The following is a 19736-nucleotide window of genomic DNA, read 5'->3' on the forward strand; positions in this document are numbered from 1 at the left end:
TCCTTCATCAGACGAGAATGTCCAGGCTGCTGGTACTGCTCCGCGGAAGTACGACGGCGGTGCGCGGCAAGCGAACCGGCTCGCCGTCGCTGCCCCTTGGGAAGGCCGGGCTCTCTGCCGGGCGCCTGTCTCGTGCGTCCGAGCTACCTGCGCCGGCATCGGCCGGAGCGTTGTGTTCGGACAAATCGAGACTGGCGCCGAAGCCGGATTCCCCGAGCCCGCGCCGAAGTTCCGGCAGGATGCTGCGCACTGCCTCCCGGCCGGCTTCCCCGGGAGCGAACAATTCGATCCGCACGCCCGCGCCGTCTATGTGGGCCCGGACCGTTAGCGGACCCAGGTCCTCCGGGGACAACCTCAGCGTCATCACGTGCCTTCCCGGCTCCCCCGCTGCTAGGGAGAACAGCGGCCCGGCTACCTGGGGCAGCAGCTTGGCTGGATCTGCCTGCGGCACCGGCGTGGCCACGCCGGGAGTAGCGGCCGAGGGAACCTGCTGAAGGGGCGACGCTGGCTGCAGGACAGCCGGAATTCCGGCCTGAATGCCTGCGATGGCAGGGATACCCTGGCCGCCGAGCAGTTGCCGGTCCTGTCGCGTCCCGGGTTTCCCGGAAGGAAGTACGACGGCGGTGCGGGCCGCCCCTGCCAAAGCTGCGGTGGTGCTGACGGCAGCTTCGGGGCCAGTGGGGGCCGGGCTGGCGGCTGACGCCGTTGTTGGCCGGGCCGGACCTGGCTGGAGTGTGCCCGGCTGGGCTGAACCCGTCGGGAGTTGGCCCGGCTGAATTGCGCCCGGCTCGACGGTACTTGGAACCGGATTTCCGGCCGGGAGCGCTGCTGGCGCCGAAGACGCGGTGGCGGAAGCAGTTGGGGTCTTCGAAGGGGCAGTGTTGCCCGAAGGCAGGGTGCTTCCCAGAGGCGCTGTGCCCGCCGCAAGTATCGCAACACCACCCGGCCCCGAAGGAGCTGTCGCATTCTCCGGCAGCGTTGCCGGGGCCGTTTCCAAGCCGGGCCCGCCCGAAGCCGATCCCCCGGCCACGGCCGCAGTATTGCCTGTTGCCATGGTACCCGCGATCGACTCGAGCGGAGCGGCACCGGGAGAAACACCTTCTTTGCCCGGCGCGAGGCCCGGCGCGAGGCCCGGCGCGGGGCCCGGCGCGAGGCCCGGCGCGAGGCCCGGTCCGTGACCCGGTGCAAGTCCCTGCGCCGCAGCGCTTCCGGACGCGATTCCGGAAATCGCGAGTCCGCTGGGAGCACAAACTCCCGCAGCGGCCGCCGCATTCGCGGGATCGGCCGTACCTTTGGCGTCCTTCGCTTCTCCCTGCTTATCAGGGCGGGGTTCACCAGAGTGGGGTTCAACAGGGCGGGGTTCAAGAGAGCGGGCAACCGTCCCGGAGCCGTCGGCGGCAGGCTTTCCCGGCCCGCCGTCGTCGGACGCTGGCCGGTCCTTCCCGCCGGACGGCTTCCCGCCGGAAGCATCCGCACCGGACGCCAGCACGCCGCCCATCACGGCATCAAAACCGGCGGGCGAGCCGGAATGCGGAGCCGACGCAGAGCCAGAAGACAGGCGGGGAGCGGCAGTGGCGGGAGGCAACTGCATCACGAACCTCCGGCGGGGAGAATGCGGCGGATCGCGGTCAGATTTGATTGCTGCTCCCACGCATCTCGAATCTGGATGGTCTGTCCGGGGACGGGGGCGTCGATCGCTTTGCCGTTGCCTAGATAGATGGAGATGTGTTCGCCGCCGAAGCTCACCAGGAGGTCGCCGCGTTTGGCTTGGGCCAAGGATGCCACCGGGGTGCCTTGCCGCATTTGGTCGCTGACCACGCGGGGCAGGTCGACGCCCAGGTCCTTGAAGACGCGTTGCACAAAGCCGGAGCAATCCATGCCCACCGCGGGGTTCGTGCCGCCCCAAACGTAGGGCACGCCGACGTACTTCTTGGCGGCCGCCACCACGGAGTCGCCCGTGACTCCGCCCGCGGCCGCGCCGGTGGGTATTCCCGTGCCGACGCCCGAAAGCGCATCCGCTCCCGCTACACCGCTGAGGGCAGTTGTGCTCCCGAGTCCCAGGGACGAGGCGAGCTGCGAGATGCTCGGCGCCGTCGAGCCCCCGACGGCGGTGCTCAGCGCCTGCGCGAAGGATGCCGCGTCCGCAGAAGAAGCCGCGCTTCCGGAGGCAGCGGCCGTCCCCGTGGAGGACTGCGGACGAACGCCCAGGGTCAGCTGCTGCAGCATCGACTCGATGCTCTGGATGCGCCCGATGGCCTCGGTCATGCTCATGAGCCGGCCTTCCGCGCTGCAGGAGCCGCGGCGGGATGGACCGGCGCCGGCTGTGCGGAACTGCGGTGCCAAGCGGAGGACGCGATCTCGTCCAGCACGCCTTGTTCAGCGCGCAGCGCGGAAGCATCGAAGGCGGCTCCGTGGCGGTTTTCGAGCTTCTCAAGTCCCACCGCGCGGCGCTTGGCTTCGGTGTATTCCGCGCGGGCCTCAGCGGCTTCCACCTCCGCGCTGGCGGCCAAGGCGTCAAGCTCGGCCAGCATGCTTTGCGCAGAAGCACGAGCGGCGGCGATCGCCAACAAAGCGGCGGAGCTGCCGGCATTTCCGGCGGATTCAGCCAGTTCCTCGCGGGCATTGGCCCGGCGGGACCGCAGAGATGCGGACCGGGTGTTGGCACGGGCCAGTCCACTGGCGGCGGCGTCCTGCTGGGTCTGGCGTAGGCGCAGAAGCCCGGCCAGGGAGAATTGACGGTTCACGCGGCTCCTTCGAGGCTTGCTGAGAGTCGGAAGAGTTCCGGCCAGGACTCGCTGTACGGGGTGGATTCGTCCATTCGTTGCTGCAGAAACCAGTTGATGGCAGCCTCGTGGTCCAGCGCCGCATCAACCAAGGGGTTGCTGCCACGGTGGTAGGCGCCGACGTCGATCAGGTCCTGGGCGCTGCGCCGCGCGGCGAGGACCCTGCGCAAGGATGCCGCGAGCGCCGTGCGATCGGCGGTGTTGACCTTGGAGGCCACGCGGGACACCGAACCGAGCACGTCCACTGACGGGAAGTGCCCCGTGAGGGCGAGCTTCCTGTCCAGGACCACGTGCCCGTCCAGGATGGAGCGGGCGGCGTCGGCGATCGGTTCGTTGTGGTCGTCACCGTCCACCAGCACGGTGTAGATACCGGTCACGGAGCCGGTTTCGGCAGTACCGGCGCGTTCCAGGAGCCGGGCCAGTACGGAAAAGGTCGACGGCGGGTAGCCGCGAGTGGCGGGCGGCTCACCGGCAGAGAGGCCGATTTCGCGTTGGGCCATGGCCACGCGTGTGAGCGAATCCATCATGAGCACCACGTCCTGGCCGGATTCGCGGAACGATTCGGCGATCCTGGTGGCCGTGACGGCGGCACGCAGGCGCATGAGGGCGGGCTCATCGGACGTCGCAACAACAACCACGGAACGTGCCAGGCCTTCGGGGCCAAGGTCGTCCTCCAGGAACTCGCGCACTTCACGGCCGCGCTCCCCCACCAAGGCAATCACGGAGACCTCGGCATCCGTGCCGCGGGCGATCATGGACAGCAGCGAAGACTTGCCAACGCCCGAGCCTGCGAACAACCCCATGCGCTGTCCGCGGCCAAGCGTGGCCATGGTGTCCAGGACGCGGACGCCGGTCTGCAGCGGGGTGTCCACCCGCGCGCGGTGCATGGCTGACGGCGCCTCGTTGTCCAGGGGGACCATGGGACTGGCCGGCAACGGGCCTTTGCCGTCGATCGGACGCCCCAGCGCATCCAACACGCGTCCGAACAGACCGCGTCCGGTCGGGACCAGGATAGGGCTGCCCTTGGCACGTGCCGAGTCTCCTGCGGCCACTCCGGCCAGCCGTCCCAGCGGCATGCAGCGCACGGCACCGCTGAGTGAGGCGACCACTTCGGCGTCGAGCCCGGGGGCCTCGCCCACGGTCACGAGATCTCCCACGGCACAGTCCAGCCCTGAGACCTCCAGGCCAAGGCCAAGCACGGACGTCACCGTGCCCACGCGCTGCGGGGCCGCGGCGGCGACGGCTGCGCCGAACCGGCCAGCGTGCGGCCGGTTTGCCGTGAGGCTCATGCGTCGTTCCCCAGAAGGGCCGCTTTGGCCCTGTCCAAGGCAGTGCTGAGCCGGGCGTCGAGCCAGCCCTGCGGATATTCCGCGATCGCGTCTCCGGGGCTCAGTCCCGGATCGGCTTTGAGTTCGACGCCGGTCGCGTTCCCGGCTTCGACGGCGGCCAGCGCGGCAAGGTCTGCCGGGTGGAGGCGGATGGCAGTCACGGTTTCCAGCCCGGCCACAGCGCCGAGGGCACGGGTCAACGCGGCGCGAGCGGTGTTCTGGCCCTTGTCGAGTTCATAGCCCAGGATGGCTTCGGCAAGGTCAATCGCACTGGCCGCTAACACGTCCTGCGCTTCTTCCAACGCAACGCCGCGGTGTTGCCGGGCTGCGGCCGTGGCCGCTTCAAGCACACGGACAGCTTGCGCAACCGCCTGCCGCCCGGCGTCGAGCATTGCGCGGTGTTCGGCTTGGAGCTGTTCGCGAAGGCGCTGCTGTTCCAGCGCCGCCGCCTGGATCCCGGCAGCGTAACCTGCTGCGTGTCCTTGGGTGTGGCCGCGGTCCTCCTTGCGGGACCGCTCGGCTGGCTGGATGTCAGGGAAGACGACGCGCGCGAAACCGGTGGCGGACTCAGTAGACATAGTCGTCCTCCTCGCCGCGCCGGACCACGATTGCACCTTCGGCTTCCAATTCGCGGATCGAGCGGACAATCTCCGCCCGGGCCTCTTCAACCTGGGAGGCGCGCACCGGCCCGGCGGAAGCCATCTCGGCTTCGAGGATCTCGAGGTTCCGGCCGGACACGTTGGTGCGCACGGCCTCGAGCACCGCTGCGGGCGCGCCCTTCATGGCGACGGCGAGCACTTCGGCATTGACTCCGCGCAGGATCTGCTGGATGTCGCGGCGTTCCAGTTTCACGATGTCCACGAAGGTCAGCATCCGTGCGCGCACCTCGGTGGCCAGCTCCGGATCGAGGGTCTCCAAACCGTCCAGTACGGAGCGTTCCGTGTTGACATCGGATCGATTGATGATGTCGACCAAGGGTTGGATGCCACCGACAATCTCGCTCGATTTCCTTTGCGACATGACCGCACCGGCACGCACTTTGAGGGTCTCAGCCACGATTCCCACGGCTTCCGGCGACGCCATTCCCATCGTGGCGATACAACGGGCCACCTCGCTCCGCTGGACATCGCCAAGACCGGCCATGACCGCGGAGGCCTTGCCCGGCCGCAGGTGCGCCAGGATCAAGGCAATGGTCTGGGGCATCTCGCTGTCGATCAGCGCCAGGAGCTGCCCGGAATCCATCATTTCCAGGAACTCGAAGGACTTCCCGGCCATGGTGGACGCAAGACGGTCCATGAAACCTGCTGCTTTATCCGCACCGAAGGAAGCTTCCAAGAGCCCGACGGCGAATTCCTGGCCGCCGCGGGCAGTCCGGCGCCCGCTGACCGCAAGTTCGTGGAACTCGGTCATGACGTGGTCCGCCACAGCCGAGGAGACGCGGCGCAAGCGCACGATCTCGGCGGCAATGTCCTCAGCCTCGGACTCGGAAAACTGGGTCATGACGGAGGCCGCACTGGCGGGGCTCATCTGCATCAGCACCACGGCCACCTTCTGGGCACCGGTCAAGCCGCCTACTTCCAAACCGAGCTCTCCGGCCCTCATACCGGTTGCTTTTCGTCCATGAGCCCGCGGAGGTACTCTGCGGTCCGGGCCGGGTTCTCGGCAACCATGGCTTCAATCTGGGCACGCCGCCGCTCGCCGTCGAGCGCTTCGGCGCCTGGTATCGGCAAGGCAGACATGGGCAAGGCCGGAACGGGGTGGACGGGCGGCTGCTCAATCGCCGTCGTCGAGGGAGGCCCTTCCAGCGCGGGCGTCGTGACCGCAAGAGGAAGCATCTCGTAGTCAAGCCGCTCACCGAGGTCAACCGGTTCGCGTTGCTGCCTGCGCCGCAGGAGGATGAGTACAAGCACAATCAGGGCAACCACTGCCAGCAGGATGCTGCCCGCCAGGATGAGTGTATTCATCAAATCCGACTGTTGCTTGGCGTCGGCTTGGGCCTTGGCCGAGCCCAGCGCTTGTGCCGCTGCGTCCGCTGCCGACGTGCTGAAGGGCAACACTTCGACAGTCACGACGTCGCCGCGCGCAGGATCGATGCCGGCGGCGGAAGTCACCAGCGCCTTGACCGAGTTGACGTTGAGTCCAGCTGCCGCGGACTGGTTGATGGCGACGGAGATGGTTTGGCGCTTCACGGCACCTTGCGGAATGGTGCGGTCTTCGGTGACTTTGTTGACCGCGTTGTTCTTGGTGGAGTCGCTGGAGTCGAAGGTTCCGTTGCCGTTGGTCCCGCCGGGCACGGCGATGTTGTCCGGTCCAAGCACGCCGGAAGCACCGCCTCCGGTTCCGGTGAACTTCTCTGTCTTGGTGGTCTCGCTCAGCGGAACTGCGTCCTTCGCCGCGGAGAATGTCTCGCTGCGCTGTTGCGCGGACTCCGCGGTCACGTCGGCAGCGACCGCAACGGTGGCGTTCCCGGGTCCCACCACTTTGTCCAGGACGGCCTTCACCGAATCGGACGTGCGCTGCTGGTAGTCGGCCGCTTGTTTGGACGAGGAGCCCGTGGCTCCCCCGCCCACGGTGGAGAGGACGTTGCCCTGGGAATCCACAACGGACACATTCGTTGGCTTCAGGTTTTCGATCGCGGCGGACGTCAAGTGCACAATCGCCTGGACCTTGTCCGCAGACAGGGTCACGCCCGGCCGCGTTTCCACGAACACGGATGCCGTGGCATCCGGGGTCTTGTCCACGAATACTGTTTTTGCCGGAATGGCGAGCTGTACGGCGGCGGTCTTGACGCCATCCATGGCCTGGATGGTGGTAGCGAGTTCGCCCTCAAGCGCGCGCTTGTAGCTGACGGATTGCTGGAACTCGGAAGAGGTCACTCCGAGCTTGTCCAGCAGCGAATAGCCCGTGGCCGCGGCCGCCGGAAGGCCCGCTGCCGCCGCCTTCAGCCGCTCATCGTTGACCTTGTTGTCGGGAACCAGGATGGTGGAACCGCCATTGCTGAGCTCATACGGAACATTGTCCTTGCGCAGCTGCTCCACGATCCCGTTGGCGTCGGTGTCCTTCAATCCGGAGAACAGGGGCGAGTAGGACGGTTTGCCCAACCACGCTGACAGGGCCACACCGCCCAGGACCAGGACGGCGATGCCGATGATGGCTATGGTGCGCTGCCCGGCGGTGAACCCCTTGAATCCATCGCCGAGCTTGCGAAAGAAAGCGGTAATCTGTGGAGGCATCAGGCCTGCATCCTCATGATCTCGTTGAACGCGTCAACGCCCTTGTTCCGTACCGTGGCCACAAGTTCCATGGTGATCTGGGCGCGCGTGGCCGCGATGGTCGCCTTGTGGATGTCATCAAGGTTGCCCGTCACGGCGGACACTGCCAGCTGGTTCGACGTCGATTGCAATGACTGGAGGTTGTCCACGGCGCCGGTTAGCGCGGTGGCGAAGCCGTTGCCGCCCGCCGCCCCCGCGATTCCGGCGGTTCCGGTGGCTCCGCCTACATTGCCCGTCCCGCCCGCATAGCCGGTGCCGCTGACGCCCTGCACGCCAAGACCGTTCCCAGCGCCTTGAATTGAACCGATCGGGTTCAATGCCATCAGGATTTTCCTATCTCAAGTGCTGCCAGGTAAGTCTCGCGGGCGCGGTCCACCACTTGGGCGTTGGCCTGGTAACCGCGTTGGGCCACAATCAGGGAACCCATCTGTTCGGCGAGGTCGATGTCCGGATAGCGGACATAGCCTTGGGCATCGGCCAGCGGATGGTCAGGTTGGTACACGAGCCTGCCCGTTGCACTGCCTTGAGGGGTGGCCTTGACGTACACGCCGGTTCCGTTGCTGCCTTCGGCGGCCTCGATGTAGCGCGCTTGGAACGCCTTGCCGTTGCTGCGGGTCGCGGTGTTCATGTTGGCCAGGTTGTCCGAGACGGCGTCGAGCCACTTCCGGTGCACGGTCAGGGCGGAGCCGGCAATGCCGATCGCATCAAAGGTCATCAGCTGGTCCTCATGGCGGTGCGGAGGGCCGTGAATTCGCTGCCGACGGCCCGGGACGCGAACTGGTACCGGAGCACAGTGTCGATGTTGGAAAGGGTTTCGGTGTCCAGATTCACGTTGTTGCCGTCGAGCTGGGTGGGCTCCTGCGACGTCGAGATCGTGGACGCGGCGTACCCGTCACCCGAGCGCACGGAGGCTGCGAGGGCGTCTTCGAACTGGACCCTTTTGGCATGGTAGTTCGGGGTGTTGATGTTCGCGATGTTGTTGGCGATGGTGCGCTGGCGCAATGTCAGCCCGTCGAGCGCGCTACCAAGGGCAACAGAAGTCACTGAATCGAACACGACGGCCTGCCTTCGCGAGTAGATATGAAGAGGCCGATCCGTGGCCGTGCATCGAGCGATCCCTGCTCAACTTCCACCATCGGCACCTACAGGCCATCCGTTAGTCGATCGTGGAAGTTGTTTTCGGTGCTTTTTCTTCAGCCTTGGACGTCAAGGAACAGCGGCCGCGCTGCACTTTGGGTGTCCGGGACGGTGCTGAGGGCGTCCAAGTGGGCCAGAGCGTCGTTGCGGACCTTGCCGAGCATGGCCATTGATTCCAGCTGCGCATCAAGGATCCGCCTCGCCCGATCGGCCAGCTCCACGGGAAGTGGCGCGGCCTCGTGGGGAGGATTCCATGGCGCGGGCTCTCCGCTGGCGAAGGCTTCGGCGATGCCGGTTTCCAAACGGTCCAGGATTTCGGACCATTCCTGAACCGAATCAGCCGACACCGAGCATGCCGTTCGTCCTGGTCGTGGCGGATACCGTGGCCTGGACCGGCAGCTGTGAGGCGGCGTCATGCCAGCCTTGCCGGAGCGGCTCCAGGAGCGCAATGCATTCCTTGGTCCGGTTGACATCGCGGTAGATGTTGGCCCCGATCATGGCTTCCATGGCGTACTGGTAGATGCTCAGCAGCCCGGGCGCCCCATCCCATGCATCGGTCTTCAAAGTGGAGGACAACTCGGTGACGATCGCCTGTGCATGCAAGAGGTTTTCGCTTGCGACTCCCCAGTTGGCGTTCTCCTGGGCGAATTGGGCGCGGTTCAGGTCCAGGAGCAGCCGATCGTAGAGCATGGTCAGCAAACGGGCCGGCGGGGCCGAAAGGACGGCGTCGTCGTTATACCGGGAAAGCTGGCTGGCGCGGAGTGCTGTGGAAGTCATGCTTACGCTCCTTACTTGGTCGAGGTCGAGAGGCCAGCAATCTGGCCCGTGAGCCATGATTGCTGCGCGTTGAGTTGGCCAAGGGCGACTTCCATGGCGTTGTACGTGGTTTGCAAGGTCTGCCGCCTGGTGGCCAAGCGCTGGTCCCAGTCGGAGATCTGGCTGCCCAGGTCCGCCACTTCGGATTGTTGTCCTTTGATCAGGCCGGTAACCGAGCCGCTGATCGGATCGGTTGCATTGCTGGCGGCGTCGGACACCCGGGACGCGATAGTTTGGAGGGCTGCTTGCGTCCCGGATGGGTCCGAGGCCAACGAGGATTGGAGCTTGGCCGCGTCAAAGGTGAAGTTGCCGTCCCTCGTGACGTTAATTCCGTACTCGGACGGAGACTTCCCGTTCACAGGCATCGACATCGCGGCGAAGACGCCGTCGTTGACCGCGCGGATGCTGCTGTCGCCGGTGAAGATCCCGCCGCTTGCCGCGCTGGCGCCCTTCGCGTCCGTTGTCTGGGTCACCGTGCTGTAGATGGACACGAAGCCAAGCACGTCATTGACCGCGTTCACCAAGTCGCCGGCTTTTTTGGTGATCCCTGCGGAGTCACTCGCGATGTTGACGGTCACAGGTCCGGCTGTGACCGCTGACGCTGTGACTGAGACACCGGGAAGCAACCCCGTGAAGGTGTTGGTTCCGGAGGTGATCGTCTGGGCTGCCGACGTGCCGGCATACAGTGTTGCTTTGGCGTCTTGGGCGGCCTTGACCACGGCGGCCGAGGGGTCTGCCATCAGGTCGGTCGCGGTGCCCGCGCTCACTTGCGCTGCGGTGCCCTGATAGACGCCGAAGGCCCCAGCCGAGCCGGAAGTGGCCGCGGTCAACTGCAGACGATATGTTCCGTTGCCTGCCGGGACTTTCACGGCACGCGCCGGTCCGGAGGCTGCGTTGATTGCCGTCACCACGTCGTCGAGGGAGGTGGATGCCGGCGTGATCTCGGTCTGTCTTCCCGTGGAGTCGACCAGTGTCAGGTGTGCGGGAGCACCCGAGCCGTCCGTAGGCCAGCTGGTGAGGGCGGAAGTAACATCCACTTGGCTCTGGGCCAACTGGGTGACTGTGACATCAATAGAGCCCGCGGTCGCAGAGGTGGTCGCCGTCGCAGTGAGCAATGGCGAGCTCGTGGTGGCAGTAAACAAGTTCATGGCGTTCAAGGCCGAGTCGCCGCTCGCAAGGTCCTTCAGTGAAGACAATTTGGAGTTGAGCGACTGAAGCGTCGAAATCATCGTCTGGTCTGACACAAGCTTTGTCTTCAGTTGTGTCTGCGGTTGTGCTTCCACGGCCATGAGCGAATTAATGATTGAGGTGGTGTTCAAGCCGCTGGCGAGGCCGTCGATCGAGCTTCCCACGGTTGTCCTTCCGGATGTGTTGGTTATGTCAGCGGGGATCCGGGACGCGAATGGCGGCCAAGGGGGAATACCCGCCCTGGCCGCCATTCGCTTATTACCGGTCTGTTACCGGAAAGTCTTAGCGCAGGAGCGAGAGAATGCCCTGGCCGGACTGGTTGGCCTGGGCCAGCATTGCGGTGCCTGCCTGGGACATGATGTTGGCCTTGGTGTACTTGACCATTTCCGCGGCCATATCGGTGTCCGTGATGCGGGACTGAGCCGCCTGCAGGTTTTCGCCGGAGACCTGGAGAGTCTTCGTGGCGTGTTCCAAACGGTTCTGGGTTGCGCCCAAGTCGGCGCGCTGAGCCGAAACCGCGGCGATGGCGGTGTCAACGGCAGCGATAGTGAGCTGGGCGTTGGCGCTCGTGTCCACCTTGAAGCCGCCAGCACCAGCGGCGCCGGAGAGGCCCGCAGCACCGGTTCCGACGGCGGTTGCAACGTCACCGAGGTTGATGGCGATCTTGTCATTTGCGCTGCCGCCGGTGCCTACCTGGATGTTCAGGGTCGCGCCGCTGTTTCCAGCTGCACCCTTGAGGACGTCGATGCCATTGAACTGCGTGGAAGCCGTGAGGCGGTCCAGTTCCTTGCCAAGCGCGTCACCTTCACCCTTGATTGCTGCACGGGACGCCACGTTGTTGGTGTCGTTCGAGCCCTGGACAGCGAGGTCACGCATGCGCTGCAGGATCGAGTGGACTTCAGTCAGTGCACCTTCAGTGGTCTGGATGACCGAGATGCCGTCCTGGGCGTTACGGGCGGCGACTGCCGAGCCGCTGACCTGGGACTTCAGTCCTTCCGAGATTGCCAAGCCTGCCGCGTCGTCTGCTGCACGGTTGATGCGCAGGCCGCTGGAGAGCTTCTCCATCGACTTGGACACATCGTTTTGCGTGCGGTTGAGGTTGCCGTAAGCGTTATTCGCCATCAGGTTTGTGTTGATTGCCATGCCCATGATGTATTCCTCCGTGATTGGGTCTGGTAGTACTCCCAGGCCGTCCGTGGCCTGTCACTTCTGGTTATCGGAACGGCGGCCCTGTTGGTTAGCAAAAGCCGCAGGAAAAATTTGCTGCGGCCCACAAGATCCACCGCCCGTCGCTTGACTGGACAAAGCGAACAAATCATGCATAAACCACGCCTAACGCACGGGTCACGGCGGCCGATAGTTGTCTTTAGCGCGGCGGAGGCACAGGGGAAAGTGCTTCCTCGCAGCGACGCACCCGAAAAACAGACCTGAACTGGAGTTGATCCGACGTGGCCATCCATGAACTGTCGGCCCTGCTGTGGCGAGAGCGTGAGCTGCTGGATCTGCTGACATTCAAGCTGGAGGAAGAGCAACTGCTCCTCACGGCAGGCAAATCCCGCTGGTTGCCACACGGCACACGGGAAGTGGAACAGGTCCTGGAACACCTCTCCAAGGCCGGTCTGGCCAGGGCTGTGGAAGTAGCGGCGGTAGCAGAGCAATGGGGCCTGCCCACGGAGGCCTCGCTGGGCGAGCTGGCCTCGGCCGCCCCGGACGAGGCCTGGGCTGATGTCCTGTCCGCGCACCTGAACGCCATGCACCAGCAGACCGCCACTATCAAGGAGTTGCGTGATTCCAACGAGCAGTTCCTTCGCGCCGCCGTCCGCTCCACGCAGGAAACCATGGCGGACCTGAAGCCGGCTGCCGGGACCTACGACTCCCACGGCCGGACCGGACCCCAGGGCAGGACCGGGGAATCAGCCCCGTCCCGCCTTTTCGACCAGCAATTCTGACCGGACCCGGCCGGGCAACCAAAAAAGGCCGGACCACCAAAGGACAAGCAGTGAGCACATTCGGCGGACTCAACACGGCCTACCTGGGCCTCACCGCAGCACAGCAGGGCATCAATCTTGCCGGGCAGAACATCGCCAACGCCGGCACTGACGGCTACACGAGGCAACGTATTGAACAATCGGCCGTCGGCTCGCCGGTACGCATTGGTCTCAGTGCCGCCGGGGCGCAGGCAGGCCAGGGCGTGTCTGTGGACGGCATCGCCCGTCTGGGCAACGCCTTCCTCGACGCCGGAGTGCGCTCCACTGCTGCCCAAGCCGGCTACGCAGGCCTGAGGTCCACCGAACTTCAAAGGATCGAGGGGTCCCTCAACGAGCCCGGGACTGCCGGAATATCGACGGCTCTGCAGAACTTCTGGTCCTCGTGGCAGGGAGTCTCCAACCACCCCGGCGAAGCGGCGCCGGCCGGCGCCGTCCTTCAGGCAGGCACAACCCTCGCCACGACTGTATCAACGGGTTACCGGGCTTTGGATTCACAGTGGACGCGCGTCCGTGGGGAAGCGGCAACCACCGTCGCCACGCTGAACGATGCCGCAGCCCGGGTGGCTGGACTGAATGCGACCATCCGCTCCGTGACGGCCTCGGGCGGCTCTGCCAACGAACTCATCGATGCCCGCAACCAGGCGGCTGAAACCATTGCGTCCCTGGCCGGAGGAAACGTCAGGGAAAACACCGATGGCACGGTGGAAGTCTTCGTCGGAGGCAATGCCATCGTCTCCGGTACCTCGCACCGCGATCTCACCTTGGCAGGCCAAGCAACCATGGGCGCCTCGGGTTCAGCGGTGCAGTTGGAATGGGCCGACCGTCCCGGCGTCGCGGTTCCCCTCGACGGCGGAAAGCTCGCCGGTGCGGTATCCCTCCTCGCCCCCGCCGCAGCTGGAGGGACGGGAGGCGCCATCTCAGAGGCCGCCGCTTCCTACAACACTTTCGCCACCAAACTCATGAACGACGTCAATGCCATTCACCGCACCGGGCAGTCCACAACCGGCGCCACTAACCTCGACTTCTTCGCGGCGAACCCGGGCACCCCCGCAGCACTGTCCCTCACTGTGGTTCCGGCCAGCGCCGCGGGGATCGCTACCGGCGCTCTGGGTTCCGGCGCCCTCGATGGCAGGATTGCCGACGCCTTGGCCCAGCTTGGTGCATCGCCCGGATCCCCCGACTCGTTATGGACCGGCATCGTGACCGGTATTGGCACAGTTTCCCGTTCGGCGCAGCAGCACGAGCAGCTCGCCGACGCGGCGAGCGCGGCCGCCGTCGGGCAGCGTTCCTCCGGCGCGTCGGTCAGCCTTGACGAAGAAAACATCAGCCTGCTCACCAACCAGCACGCCTACCAGGCGGCAGCACGCGCAATGACCGCAGTAGACGAAGCCCTCGATGTCCTGATCAATCACACCGGATTGGTGGGAAGGTAAACCATGCTGAACCGTGTCACGAACCTGACGATGTCCGCGGCCGCTCAACGGAACCTACAGGCCGGGCAGTCCAAGCTCGCCGCCCTGCAGGACAAGGCCAGTACCCTCAAAAACATCACCCGGCCCTCCGACGACCCCGCGGCCACGGCGAACCTGCTTGCCACGAAGAGCCAACTCAGTGCCGCTGGACAGTATGGAAACAACATCAGCGACGGCAACGGGTGGCTGACAACCGCCGATTCGGCGCTCGGGCAAGCCACCAACCTCCTCAACCGCGTCCGGGACCTCACCGTCCAAGCCGCTAACGGCTCCCTCAACAGCACCGCCAAGGAGGCGATCGCCGTCGAACTCGAAGGCCTCAATAAGGATCTCCTTGCCCAGGCGAATACGCGATATCTGGGCCGCAACGTCTTCGCTGGAAGTTCCGATTCCGCCGGCGCGTTCAGCAATGCTGCGCCGCCGGTGTACAACGGAACGCCGGGCAGCACGGTGGAGCGGCGCGTTGATGCATCCCAGACAGTGCGGGTAGACGCCGACGGCGGTGCGATCTTCGGAGACGGCGCCGGTTCCGTTTTCGCTTTGGTGAGCAACGTCGTCGCGGACATCCGCTCTGGTGCGGATGTCAGCGCCCGTTTGGCAGCGATCGGTGACAGGATCAAGGCAGTCGTCAGCGGGCGCGCGGACGTTGGAGCGAGGCAGGCCAAGCTCACGAGCGCCCAAGATTCCAACGATGGGCTGAAGGCAACACTGGACGCTCAACGTTCCGGCATTGAAGACGCTGACATAGGAAAGACGGTCTTGGACTTGAAACTTCAGGAAACCAACTACCAGGTTGCCCTCGCGGTCACCGCCAAGGCACTCCAGCCAACGCTCATGGATTTCCTGCGATGAGTGCGGCACTGGCTTTTAGTGAGCTGAGCTTCACAGCGCCGATGCCCGGGCTTGAGGCCGCCGACGGGTTTGCCTTGCGGGGAATCGACGGCGCCCCCGGACTCTACGCGATGGAGTCAGCCAACCCGCGGATCCGGATGTTCCTGGCCGACGCTGCCGTCTATGTTCCGGACTACGCCCCCGCCATCCCTCAGTCAACGCTGGAGGTTCTCGGCTTGGACCGGACTGCGTTGGACGGCGATGGTCTAGATCAGATTGGGTTGGCAACCGTCCTCGTAGTGGTCAACCCGACTCCGGAAAAAACCACGGTCAACCTCGCGGCCCCGATCGTGCTGAACCCGGAAACAGGACGCTGCACGCAAATTGTGCTGGACGGCGACGGCTACTCCCTCCGCGCCGAACTGAGCGCCTGAGTAGCCCCAATCCCCCTATGTGAGAAGTGAGATCTCGGCTCTTTCAGCCTGCGAAAGAGCCGAGATCTCACTTTTCGCGCGCCGCAAAACCAAAATTGTTTGGCAAGACCCCTTGCGCCAAGGCTCCTCCCCGTTCATACTAAATGAACGTCATTCATTTAGTGACTCCCGTCTCAGTGGAGAGCAATCTGCATGACCGAAACACCACAGCATCACCCAGCGACACCTCTCGGCCATCTAGAAAGAGCCAATCACATGACTCAATTAACCCGCCCAAGCGCAAGGAAAACCGTGGAGGCCCACGATCCCGCCGGCACCGAACACGGCATCAGCGGCAAGGGACTCAAGACGGGGCAGCTGGGGCTCCTCGCCGTCGTCGTCCTTGGAATTTCCTCGGTGGCACCCGCCTATAGCCTGACCAGCTCGCTGGGCCCGGCAGTCAACGCAGTGGGCTTGCAGTTGCCCGCCATCTTCATCGTTGCGTTCATCCCGATGATCCTGGTGGCGTTCGCCTACCGCGAGCTCAACGCAGACTCCCCTGACAGCGGCACCACGTTCACGTGGGCCACCAAGGCATTCGGCCCCTTCATCGGCTGGATGGGCGGCTGGGGACTGCTGGCCGCCAACATCATCGTCCTTTCCAACTTGGCAGGCGTCGCGGTGGACTTCTTCTACCTCTTCCTTGCCCAGGTTTTCGGCAATCCCGATCTTGCTGACCTGACGTCCAACAAAGCCTTGAATATCGCCACGTGCCTGGCCTTCGTGGCGCTGGCAGTGTGGGTGAGCTACCGGGGCCTGCACGCCACCAAACTGGTGCAGTACGCCATGGTGGGATTCCAGGTAGTGGTTTTGGGCGTCTTCATCGTCATGGCCCTCACCCACGCCTCCTCCGGCGACACCTCCACGGCCATCGCTTTCAGCTGGGACTGGTTTGACCCGACAAAGATCAGCAGTTTCGAGCAATTCGCCGCCGGCATGTCCCTCGCGGTCTTCGTCTACTGGGGTTGGGACGTCTGCCTGACGGTCAATGAAGAGACCAAGGGCGGCAAGGGTACCGCCGGCAAGGCCGGCACCACGACGGCGATCGCCGTGCTGGGGCTCTACGTCGCCGTGATCGTGGCCACGATGATGGTCGCCGGGATTGGCGGCGATGGGATCGGGCTGAACAACCCGGACAACCAGTCGAACATCTTCGCCGCATTGGCCTCGCCTGTCATGGGCCCGCTGGCCATCCTGATGTCCCTCGCTGTACTCGCAGGCACCGCCTCGTCCTTGCAGTCCACCATGGCTTCCCCCGCCCGCAGCCTCCTGGCCATGGGACATTACGGCGCCCTGCCGCAGAAGTTCTCCACTGTCAGCAAGCGTTTCGGTTCGCCGGGGTTCGCAACCATCATGGCCGGGGCAATTTCCGGCGGGTTCTACGCCATCATGAAGGTGGTCAGCGAGAACGTCCTCAACGACACCATCCTGGCGCTGGGCTTGATGATCTGCTTCTACTACGGGATGACCGCGTTCGCCTGCGCTTGGTACTTCCGGCACAGCGTGTTCAGCAGCGTCCGCAACTTCTTCATGCGTCTGCTCTTCCCGGTGGTCGGCGGCGTCGTGCTGACGCTGGTCTTCATCCAGACGGCGGTGGACAGCTGGTCGCCGGACTTCGGCAGCGGGTCCGAAATCTTCGGCGTCGGCCTGGTGTTCATCATCGGCATCGGCATCCTGGCCCTCGGAGCGGTGGTCATGCTGGTCATGGCCCGCGTGCGGCCCGGCTTCTTCCGCGGCGAAACCCTGCGCAAGGACACCCCTGCCCTCGTAGTTCCCGAGTAGCATCCAACGCGCGGGAGCCCTGTTCCGGAACCACCCGGAACAGGGCTTCTGTGCGTGTTCATCCCGCCGACCGGGGGTTGCATCACCACATGTGGGCCACATCAATGACCAGGCGCGATCCCGCTCCCGGGCCGGCTAGCGTAAAGGCCCTGAACGGAAGCCGGGCTCGCACGCCCAATCCGAGGCTGGTGTAGCCCTCGAAGCTTCCCGCGTATGCCACTTGCCGGAAGGTCTTGTAGCCTGCGACGTCGGTTAGTTCCGTCTTGTTGGCCGGATTGTATGTGGCACTTCCGCTTGAGTTGTACGCAGGCGCGTTGACCGTGACTTGCAGGAACGCATTACCCCTCAACTCGACGGGAAGTCCGGAGCCGTCCTGCAATACCTGTGGAACGTACCGGATCGAGTAGCCCGCAACCGTGCCGTTCAGGTCGACCACCAAACGGTCAAAGCATGGTTGCTGCCCCGTCCTGACGTTGACAACTGGAGCCTGGGTCAGCGCCGGGCTGGACTTTGCCAGCGATCCCCAGACGATCCCGCAATACGGGGCTGCCGAAGCTGCCCCTGGGGCCACGAGACCAAGCCCGACGGCCACGATCAAAGCTGCCAACCACGCGTGAAACTTTCTCACTTGGGCCCACTCCTCCTGAGTGCTTGAACGATTCGATAGCTCAAGCGTAGGAGCGTCTAGTCCATTTCGGGGGCTCCGTATCCGGTTCGGCGCCCAACCGTTAACGAACCTCGCGGAGAGTCACGGAGACGTCTTCCGACTGCCCCGATTCCGCGATTTTCAGGGGTTTTGGCGCAGTTTCGCGCCACTGTTCGTTATCGCGGATAACGACGGCGGAACCGGCGGTTCCGGCCTGAGCCCCCTAAACTACAGTTGCGGAGCCCTTCAGATCTTCCGGGTTTTTCGACCGGATGGTTGCCCGCTTAAAAATGTCGTAGCCCTCTGGAATGCTTTGGTTATGGCCGGCATTCGGGGGAAACAGCTGATCGGAACAGGCGCGCCTTCGGGCAGCCAAGGTCCGGATGCTGCCGTCCCGTGCGTCCGGGTACGGGATCTGATCGACGCCGTGAACTCCCTTCGCCCAGGCGTCGGCGGCACCGAACGTACTGACGGCGCGGAACGTACTGACGGCGCGGAGTTGATTGAGCAGTTGCGCGGTCTTGAGGATCTCAAGTCCGCGGTCGCGGGTTTGCAGGCCCGGATCGCCGTCGCGTTCGATGCCGCCCGGCGCCAAGCCCAGGCGGACCTGGGCATCCCGGCCGACGACCAGGGACGCGGGGTGGCCGCCCAAATTGCTTTAGCCCGCCGGGAATCCCCCGCCCGCGGATCCCGGCTCCTGGGCCTGGCGAAGGCCCTCGTGACCGAAATGCCCCGCACCCTCGCCGCCCTGGACACCGGACAGCTGAACGAATGGCGCGCCACCCTGCTCGTGAAGGAAACAGCATGCCTGAGCCCCGCGGACCGCTGCGCCGTGGACGAGGAACTCGCCGCCAACACCGGAACCTTCCACGGCGCCGGAGACCGGGCCATCACCGCCGCGGCCCGGACCGCGGCCTACCGGCGGGACCCCCGCTCCGTCACCCAGCGCGCCAGCCACGCCGCCACCGAACGGCACGTCAGCCTCCGCCCGGCCCCCGACACCATGACCTACCTGACCGCCCTGCTCCCCGTCGCCCAGGGCGTGGCCGTGCACGCGGCCCTGTCCCGGCACGCCGACACCCTCCGCAACGGCGGGGACGCCCGCAGCCGGGGCCAGCTCATGGCCGACACCCTCATCGAACGCACCACCGGCACCCCGGCGGGGATCAGCGGCGTGGAGGTCCAGCTCGTCATGACCGACCGCACCCTCTTCCAGGGCGACAGCGAACCGGCCCGCCTGCCCGGCTACAGCATCGTCCCCGCCGCCTGGGCCCGGACAATGCTCACCGGGAACCACCAAGCCGAAGACAGCCAGCCAGGGCACGAGCAAGCCGCACTCGGCCAGCCCGGCCAACCCGCACTCGGCGGGCCGGGCCAGCCGGGGCAGGCCCAAGTCGGGCAGGACCGGGATCTGAAGGTCTGGCTCCGGCGCCTCTACACCGCCCCCGGAACCGGCGAACTTGTCGCCGCGGATTCCCGGGCACGGCTCTTCCCAGCCGGGCTGCGGCGCTTCATCCAGGCCCGCGACGACACCTGCCGCACCCCCTACTGCGACGCGCCCATCAGGCATTTCGACCACATCATCCCCTGGCACCACGGCGGCCCCACCAGCCTGGCCAACGGGGCAGGCCTGTGCGAAGCCTGCAACCACACCAAAGAACTCACCGGGTGGACGGCACGAACCGGTATTGGGAGACGGCATCTCCTGGAAATCCGCACCCCCACCGGCCACCACTACAGATCAACAGCCCCGCCCCTGCCAGGAACCGGACTGCCACGCAGCAATCCGCCGGGCACAGACCTGGCAGGAACTGGGTTGCCCGAGACCACTGTGGCACCACATTCCAGGCAACACCGACGCAAGCTACGACACCAAGCGAAAGCGCTCAAATACGCCCGCGCCGCTGAACTACGAGCCGCATAGACCGGACGTCCGGACAGCGGTCTGGGCCAACCGGCTGAGCATCAAAGCATCTTGCAGGCATGCAAAAGCCCCGCCCAGCTGGTGTCCAGTCTGGCG

Annotated in this window: 21 protein-coding genes; 6 read left to right on the top strand and 15 right to left on the bottom strand. The window is 65.3% G+C overall.

The features are described 5' to 3' along the window. Positions 1–7 precede the first annotated feature (7 nt). The 14 genes from AC3ANQ_RS18635 to AC3ANQ_RS18700 all read right to left on the bottom strand — a co-directional run bounded on the left by AC3ANQ_RS18635 (position 8) and on the right by AC3ANQ_RS18700 (position 11673). The gene (locus AC3ANQ_RS18635) at positions 8–1591 is read right to left on the bottom strand and encodes a flagellar hook-length control protein FliK (protein ID WP_488302401.1); all 1584 of its coding nucleotides are present in this window, start codon (positions 1589–1591) and stop codon (positions 8–10) included. Continuing rightward, the gene (locus AC3ANQ_RS18640) at positions 1591–2271 is read right to left on the bottom strand and encodes a C40 family peptidase (RefSeq protein WP_488302402.1); all 681 of its coding nucleotides are present in this window, start codon (positions 2269–2271) and stop codon (positions 1591–1593) included. The genes AC3ANQ_RS18635 and AC3ANQ_RS18640 overlap by 1 nt, the downstream gene beginning before the upstream one ends. Continuing rightward, positions 2268–2744 (bottom strand): flagellar FliJ family protein, encoded by a 477-nt coding sequence (locus tag AC3ANQ_RS18645; protein WP_488302403.1) that lies wholly within the window; start codon positions 2742–2744, stop codon positions 2268–2270. Before AC3ANQ_RS18645 ends, AC3ANQ_RS18640 begins: the two co-directional genes overlap by 4 nt. Continuing rightward, a complete protein-coding gene (locus AC3ANQ_RS18650; protein ID WP_488302404.1) occupies positions 2741–4072 on the bottom strand; it encodes a FliI/YscN family ATPase in 1332 nt (443 codons plus the stop codon). Before AC3ANQ_RS18650 ends, AC3ANQ_RS18645 begins: the two co-directional genes overlap by 4 nt. Then, complete coding sequence (locus tag AC3ANQ_RS18655; RefSeq protein ID WP_488302405.1) at positions 4069–4689, bottom strand: FliH/SctL family protein; 621 nt, start codon at positions 4687–4689, stop codon at positions 4069–4071. The genes AC3ANQ_RS18650 and AC3ANQ_RS18655 overlap by 4 nt, the downstream gene beginning before the upstream one ends. Next, a complete protein-coding gene (fliG, locus tag AC3ANQ_RS18660; protein WP_488302406.1) occupies positions 4679–5713 on the bottom strand; it encodes a flagellar motor switch protein FliG in 1035 nt (344 codons plus the stop codon). The genes AC3ANQ_RS18655 and fliG overlap by 11 nt, the downstream gene beginning before the upstream one ends. Next, a complete protein-coding gene (gene fliF / locus AC3ANQ_RS18665) occupies positions 5710–7344 on the bottom strand; it encodes a flagellar basal-body MS-ring/collar protein FliF (protein WP_488302407.1) in 1635 nt (544 codons plus the stop codon). The genes fliG and fliF overlap by 4 nt, the downstream gene beginning before the upstream one ends. Further along, positions 7344–7706 (bottom strand): flagellar hook-basal body complex protein FliE, encoded by a 363-nt coding sequence (fliE, locus tag AC3ANQ_RS18670; protein WP_488302408.1) that lies wholly within the window; start codon positions 7704–7706, stop codon positions 7344–7346. The genes fliF and fliE overlap by 1 nt, the downstream gene beginning before the upstream one ends. Beyond that, positions 7706–8098, bottom strand: coding sequence for a flagellar basal body rod protein FlgC (locus AC3ANQ_RS18675; protein ID WP_488302409.1), 393 nt, complete (start codon positions 8096–8098; stop codon positions 7706–7708). The genes fliE and AC3ANQ_RS18675 overlap by 1 nt, the downstream gene beginning before the upstream one ends. Further along, positions 8098–8439 (bottom strand): flagellar basal body rod protein FlgB, encoded by a 342-nt coding sequence (locus AC3ANQ_RS18680; RefSeq protein WP_488302410.1) that lies wholly within the window; start codon positions 8437–8439, stop codon positions 8098–8100. The genes AC3ANQ_RS18675 and AC3ANQ_RS18680 overlap by 1 nt, the downstream gene beginning before the upstream one ends. A gap of 137 nt (positions 8440–8576) precedes the next feature. Continuing rightward, positions 8577–8867 (bottom strand): hypothetical protein, encoded by a 291-nt coding sequence (locus AC3ANQ_RS18685; RefSeq protein ID WP_488302411.1) that lies wholly within the window; start codon positions 8865–8867, stop codon positions 8577–8579. Then, entirely contained in the window at positions 8857–9297 is a 441-nt protein-coding gene (fliS, locus tag AC3ANQ_RS18690) for a flagellar export chaperone FliS (protein WP_488302412.1), read from the bottom strand. Before fliS ends, AC3ANQ_RS18685 begins: the two co-directional genes overlap by 11 nt. Positions 9298–9308: 11 nt before the next feature. Then, a complete protein-coding gene (fliD, locus tag AC3ANQ_RS18695; protein ID WP_488302413.1) occupies positions 9309–10688 on the bottom strand; it encodes a flagellar filament capping protein FliD in 1380 nt (459 codons plus the stop codon). A gap of 118 nt (positions 10689–10806) precedes the next feature. Further along, positions 10807–11673 carry a flagellin N-terminal helical domain-containing protein gene (locus AC3ANQ_RS18700; protein WP_488302414.1) on the bottom strand — a complete coding sequence of 289 codons (867 nt, stop codon included), beginning with the start codon at positions 11671–11673 and terminating at the stop codon, positions 10807–10809. Between the two features lie 299 nt (positions 11674–11972). On the opposite strand from AC3ANQ_RS18700, the gene AC3ANQ_RS18705 reads away from it, so the two are divergent. The 5 genes from AC3ANQ_RS18705 (at position 11973) to AC3ANQ_RS18725 (ending at position 17070) form a co-directional block, all read left to right on the top strand. Beyond that, on the top strand, positions 11973–12473 hold the full coding sequence (locus tag AC3ANQ_RS18705; RefSeq protein WP_488302415.1) for a flagellar protein FlgN: 501 nt from the start codon (positions 11973–11975) through the stop codon (positions 12471–12473). Between the two features lie 50 nt (positions 12474–12523). Continuing rightward, entirely contained in the window at positions 12524–13945 is a 1422-nt protein-coding gene (gene flgK / locus AC3ANQ_RS18710; RefSeq protein WP_488302416.1) for a flagellar hook-associated protein FlgK, read from the top strand. Between the two features lie 3 nt (positions 13946–13948). Beyond that, entirely contained in the window at positions 13949–14836 is an 888-nt protein-coding gene (gene flgL / locus AC3ANQ_RS18715; protein WP_488302417.1) for a flagellar hook-associated protein FlgL, read from the top strand. Further along, entirely contained in the window at positions 14833–15249 is a 417-nt protein-coding gene (locus AC3ANQ_RS18720) for a flagellar assembly protein FliW (RefSeq protein ID WP_488302418.1), read from the top strand. Before flgL ends, AC3ANQ_RS18720 begins: the two co-directional genes overlap by 4 nt. A 255-nt stretch (positions 15250–15504) precedes the next feature. Continuing rightward, complete coding sequence (locus tag AC3ANQ_RS18725) at positions 15505–17070, top strand: APC family permease (protein WP_488302419.1); 1566 nt, start codon at positions 15505–15507, stop codon at positions 17068–17070. An 82-nt stretch (positions 17071–17152) separates the two neighbouring features. On the opposite strand, the gene AC3ANQ_RS18730 is transcribed toward AC3ANQ_RS18725, so the two are convergent. Further along, positions 17153–17698: an AMIN-like domain-containing (lipo)protein gene (locus AC3ANQ_RS18730; protein WP_488302420.1), complete on the bottom strand. Its 546-nt coding sequence runs from the start codon at positions 17696–17698 to the stop codon at positions 17153–17155. 337 nt (positions 17699–18035) lie between these two features. Here AC3ANQ_RS18730 and AC3ANQ_RS18735 point away from each other — a divergent pair, with 337 nt between their 5' ends. Beyond that, positions 18036–19640 carry an HNH endonuclease gene (locus tag AC3ANQ_RS18735; protein ID WP_488302421.1) on the top strand — a complete coding sequence of 535 codons (1605 nt, stop codon included), beginning with the start codon at positions 18036–18038 and terminating at the stop codon, positions 19638–19640. Positions 19641–19736: the final 96 nt, after the last annotated feature.

This window comes from Arthrobacter sp. DMZ02-1R (assembly GCF_057747935.1).

Excerpts from the sequence above, each read along its gene's own strand:
- AC3ANQ_RS18635 (WP_488302401.1), bottom strand. The coding sequence starts at position 1,591 with ATGCAGTTGCCTCCCGCCACTGCCGCTCCCCGCCTGTCTTCTGGCTCT.
- AC3ANQ_RS18640 (WP_488302402.1), bottom strand. The coding sequence starts at position 2,271 with ATGAGCATGACCGAGGCCATCGGGCGCATCCAGAGCATCGAGTCGATG.
- AC3ANQ_RS18650 (WP_488302404.1), bottom strand. The coding sequence starts at position 4,072 with ATGAGCCTCACGGCAAACCGGCCGCACGCTGGCCGGTTCGGCGCAGCC.
- AC3ANQ_RS18655 (WP_488302405.1), bottom strand. The coding sequence starts at position 4,689 with ATGTCTACTGAGTCCGCCACCGGTTTCGCGCGCGTCGTCTTCCCTGAC.
- fliG (WP_488302406.1), bottom strand. The coding sequence starts at position 5,713 with ATGAGGGCCGGAGAGCTCGGTTTGGAAGTAGGCGGCTTGACCGGTGCC.
- fliF (WP_488302407.1), bottom strand. The coding sequence starts at position 7,344 with ATGCCTCCACAGATTACCGCTTTCTTTCGCAAGCTCGGCGATGGATTC.
- fliE (WP_488302408.1), bottom strand. The coding sequence starts at position 7,706 with ATGGCATTGAACCCGATCGGTTCAATTCAAGGCGCTGGGAACGGTCTT.
- AC3ANQ_RS18675 (WP_488302409.1), bottom strand. The coding sequence starts at position 8,098 with ATGACCTTTGATGCGATCGGCATTGCCGGCTCCGCCCTGACCGTGCAC.
- fliS (WP_488302412.1), bottom strand. The coding sequence starts at position 9,297 with ATGACTTCCACAGCACTCCGCGCCAGCCAGCTTTCCCGGTATAACGAC.
- AC3ANQ_RS18700 (WP_488302414.1), bottom strand. The coding sequence starts at position 11,673 with ATGGGCATGGCAATCAACACAAACCTGATGGCGAATAACGCTTACGGC.
- flgL (WP_488302417.1), top strand. The coding sequence starts at position 13,949 with ATGCTGAACCGTGTCACGAACCTGACGATGTCCGCGGCCGCTCAACGG.
- AC3ANQ_RS18720 (WP_488302418.1), top strand. The coding sequence starts at position 14,833 with ATGAGTGCGGCACTGGCTTTTAGTGAGCTGAGCTTCACAGCGCCGATG.
- AC3ANQ_RS18725 (WP_488302419.1), top strand. The coding sequence starts at position 15,505 with ATGACTCAATTAACCCGCCCAAGCGCAAGGAAAACCGTGGAGGCCCAC.
- AC3ANQ_RS18735 (WP_488302421.1), top strand. The coding sequence starts at position 18,036 with ATGGCCGGCATTCGGGGGAAACAGCTGATCGGAACAGGCGCGCCTTCG.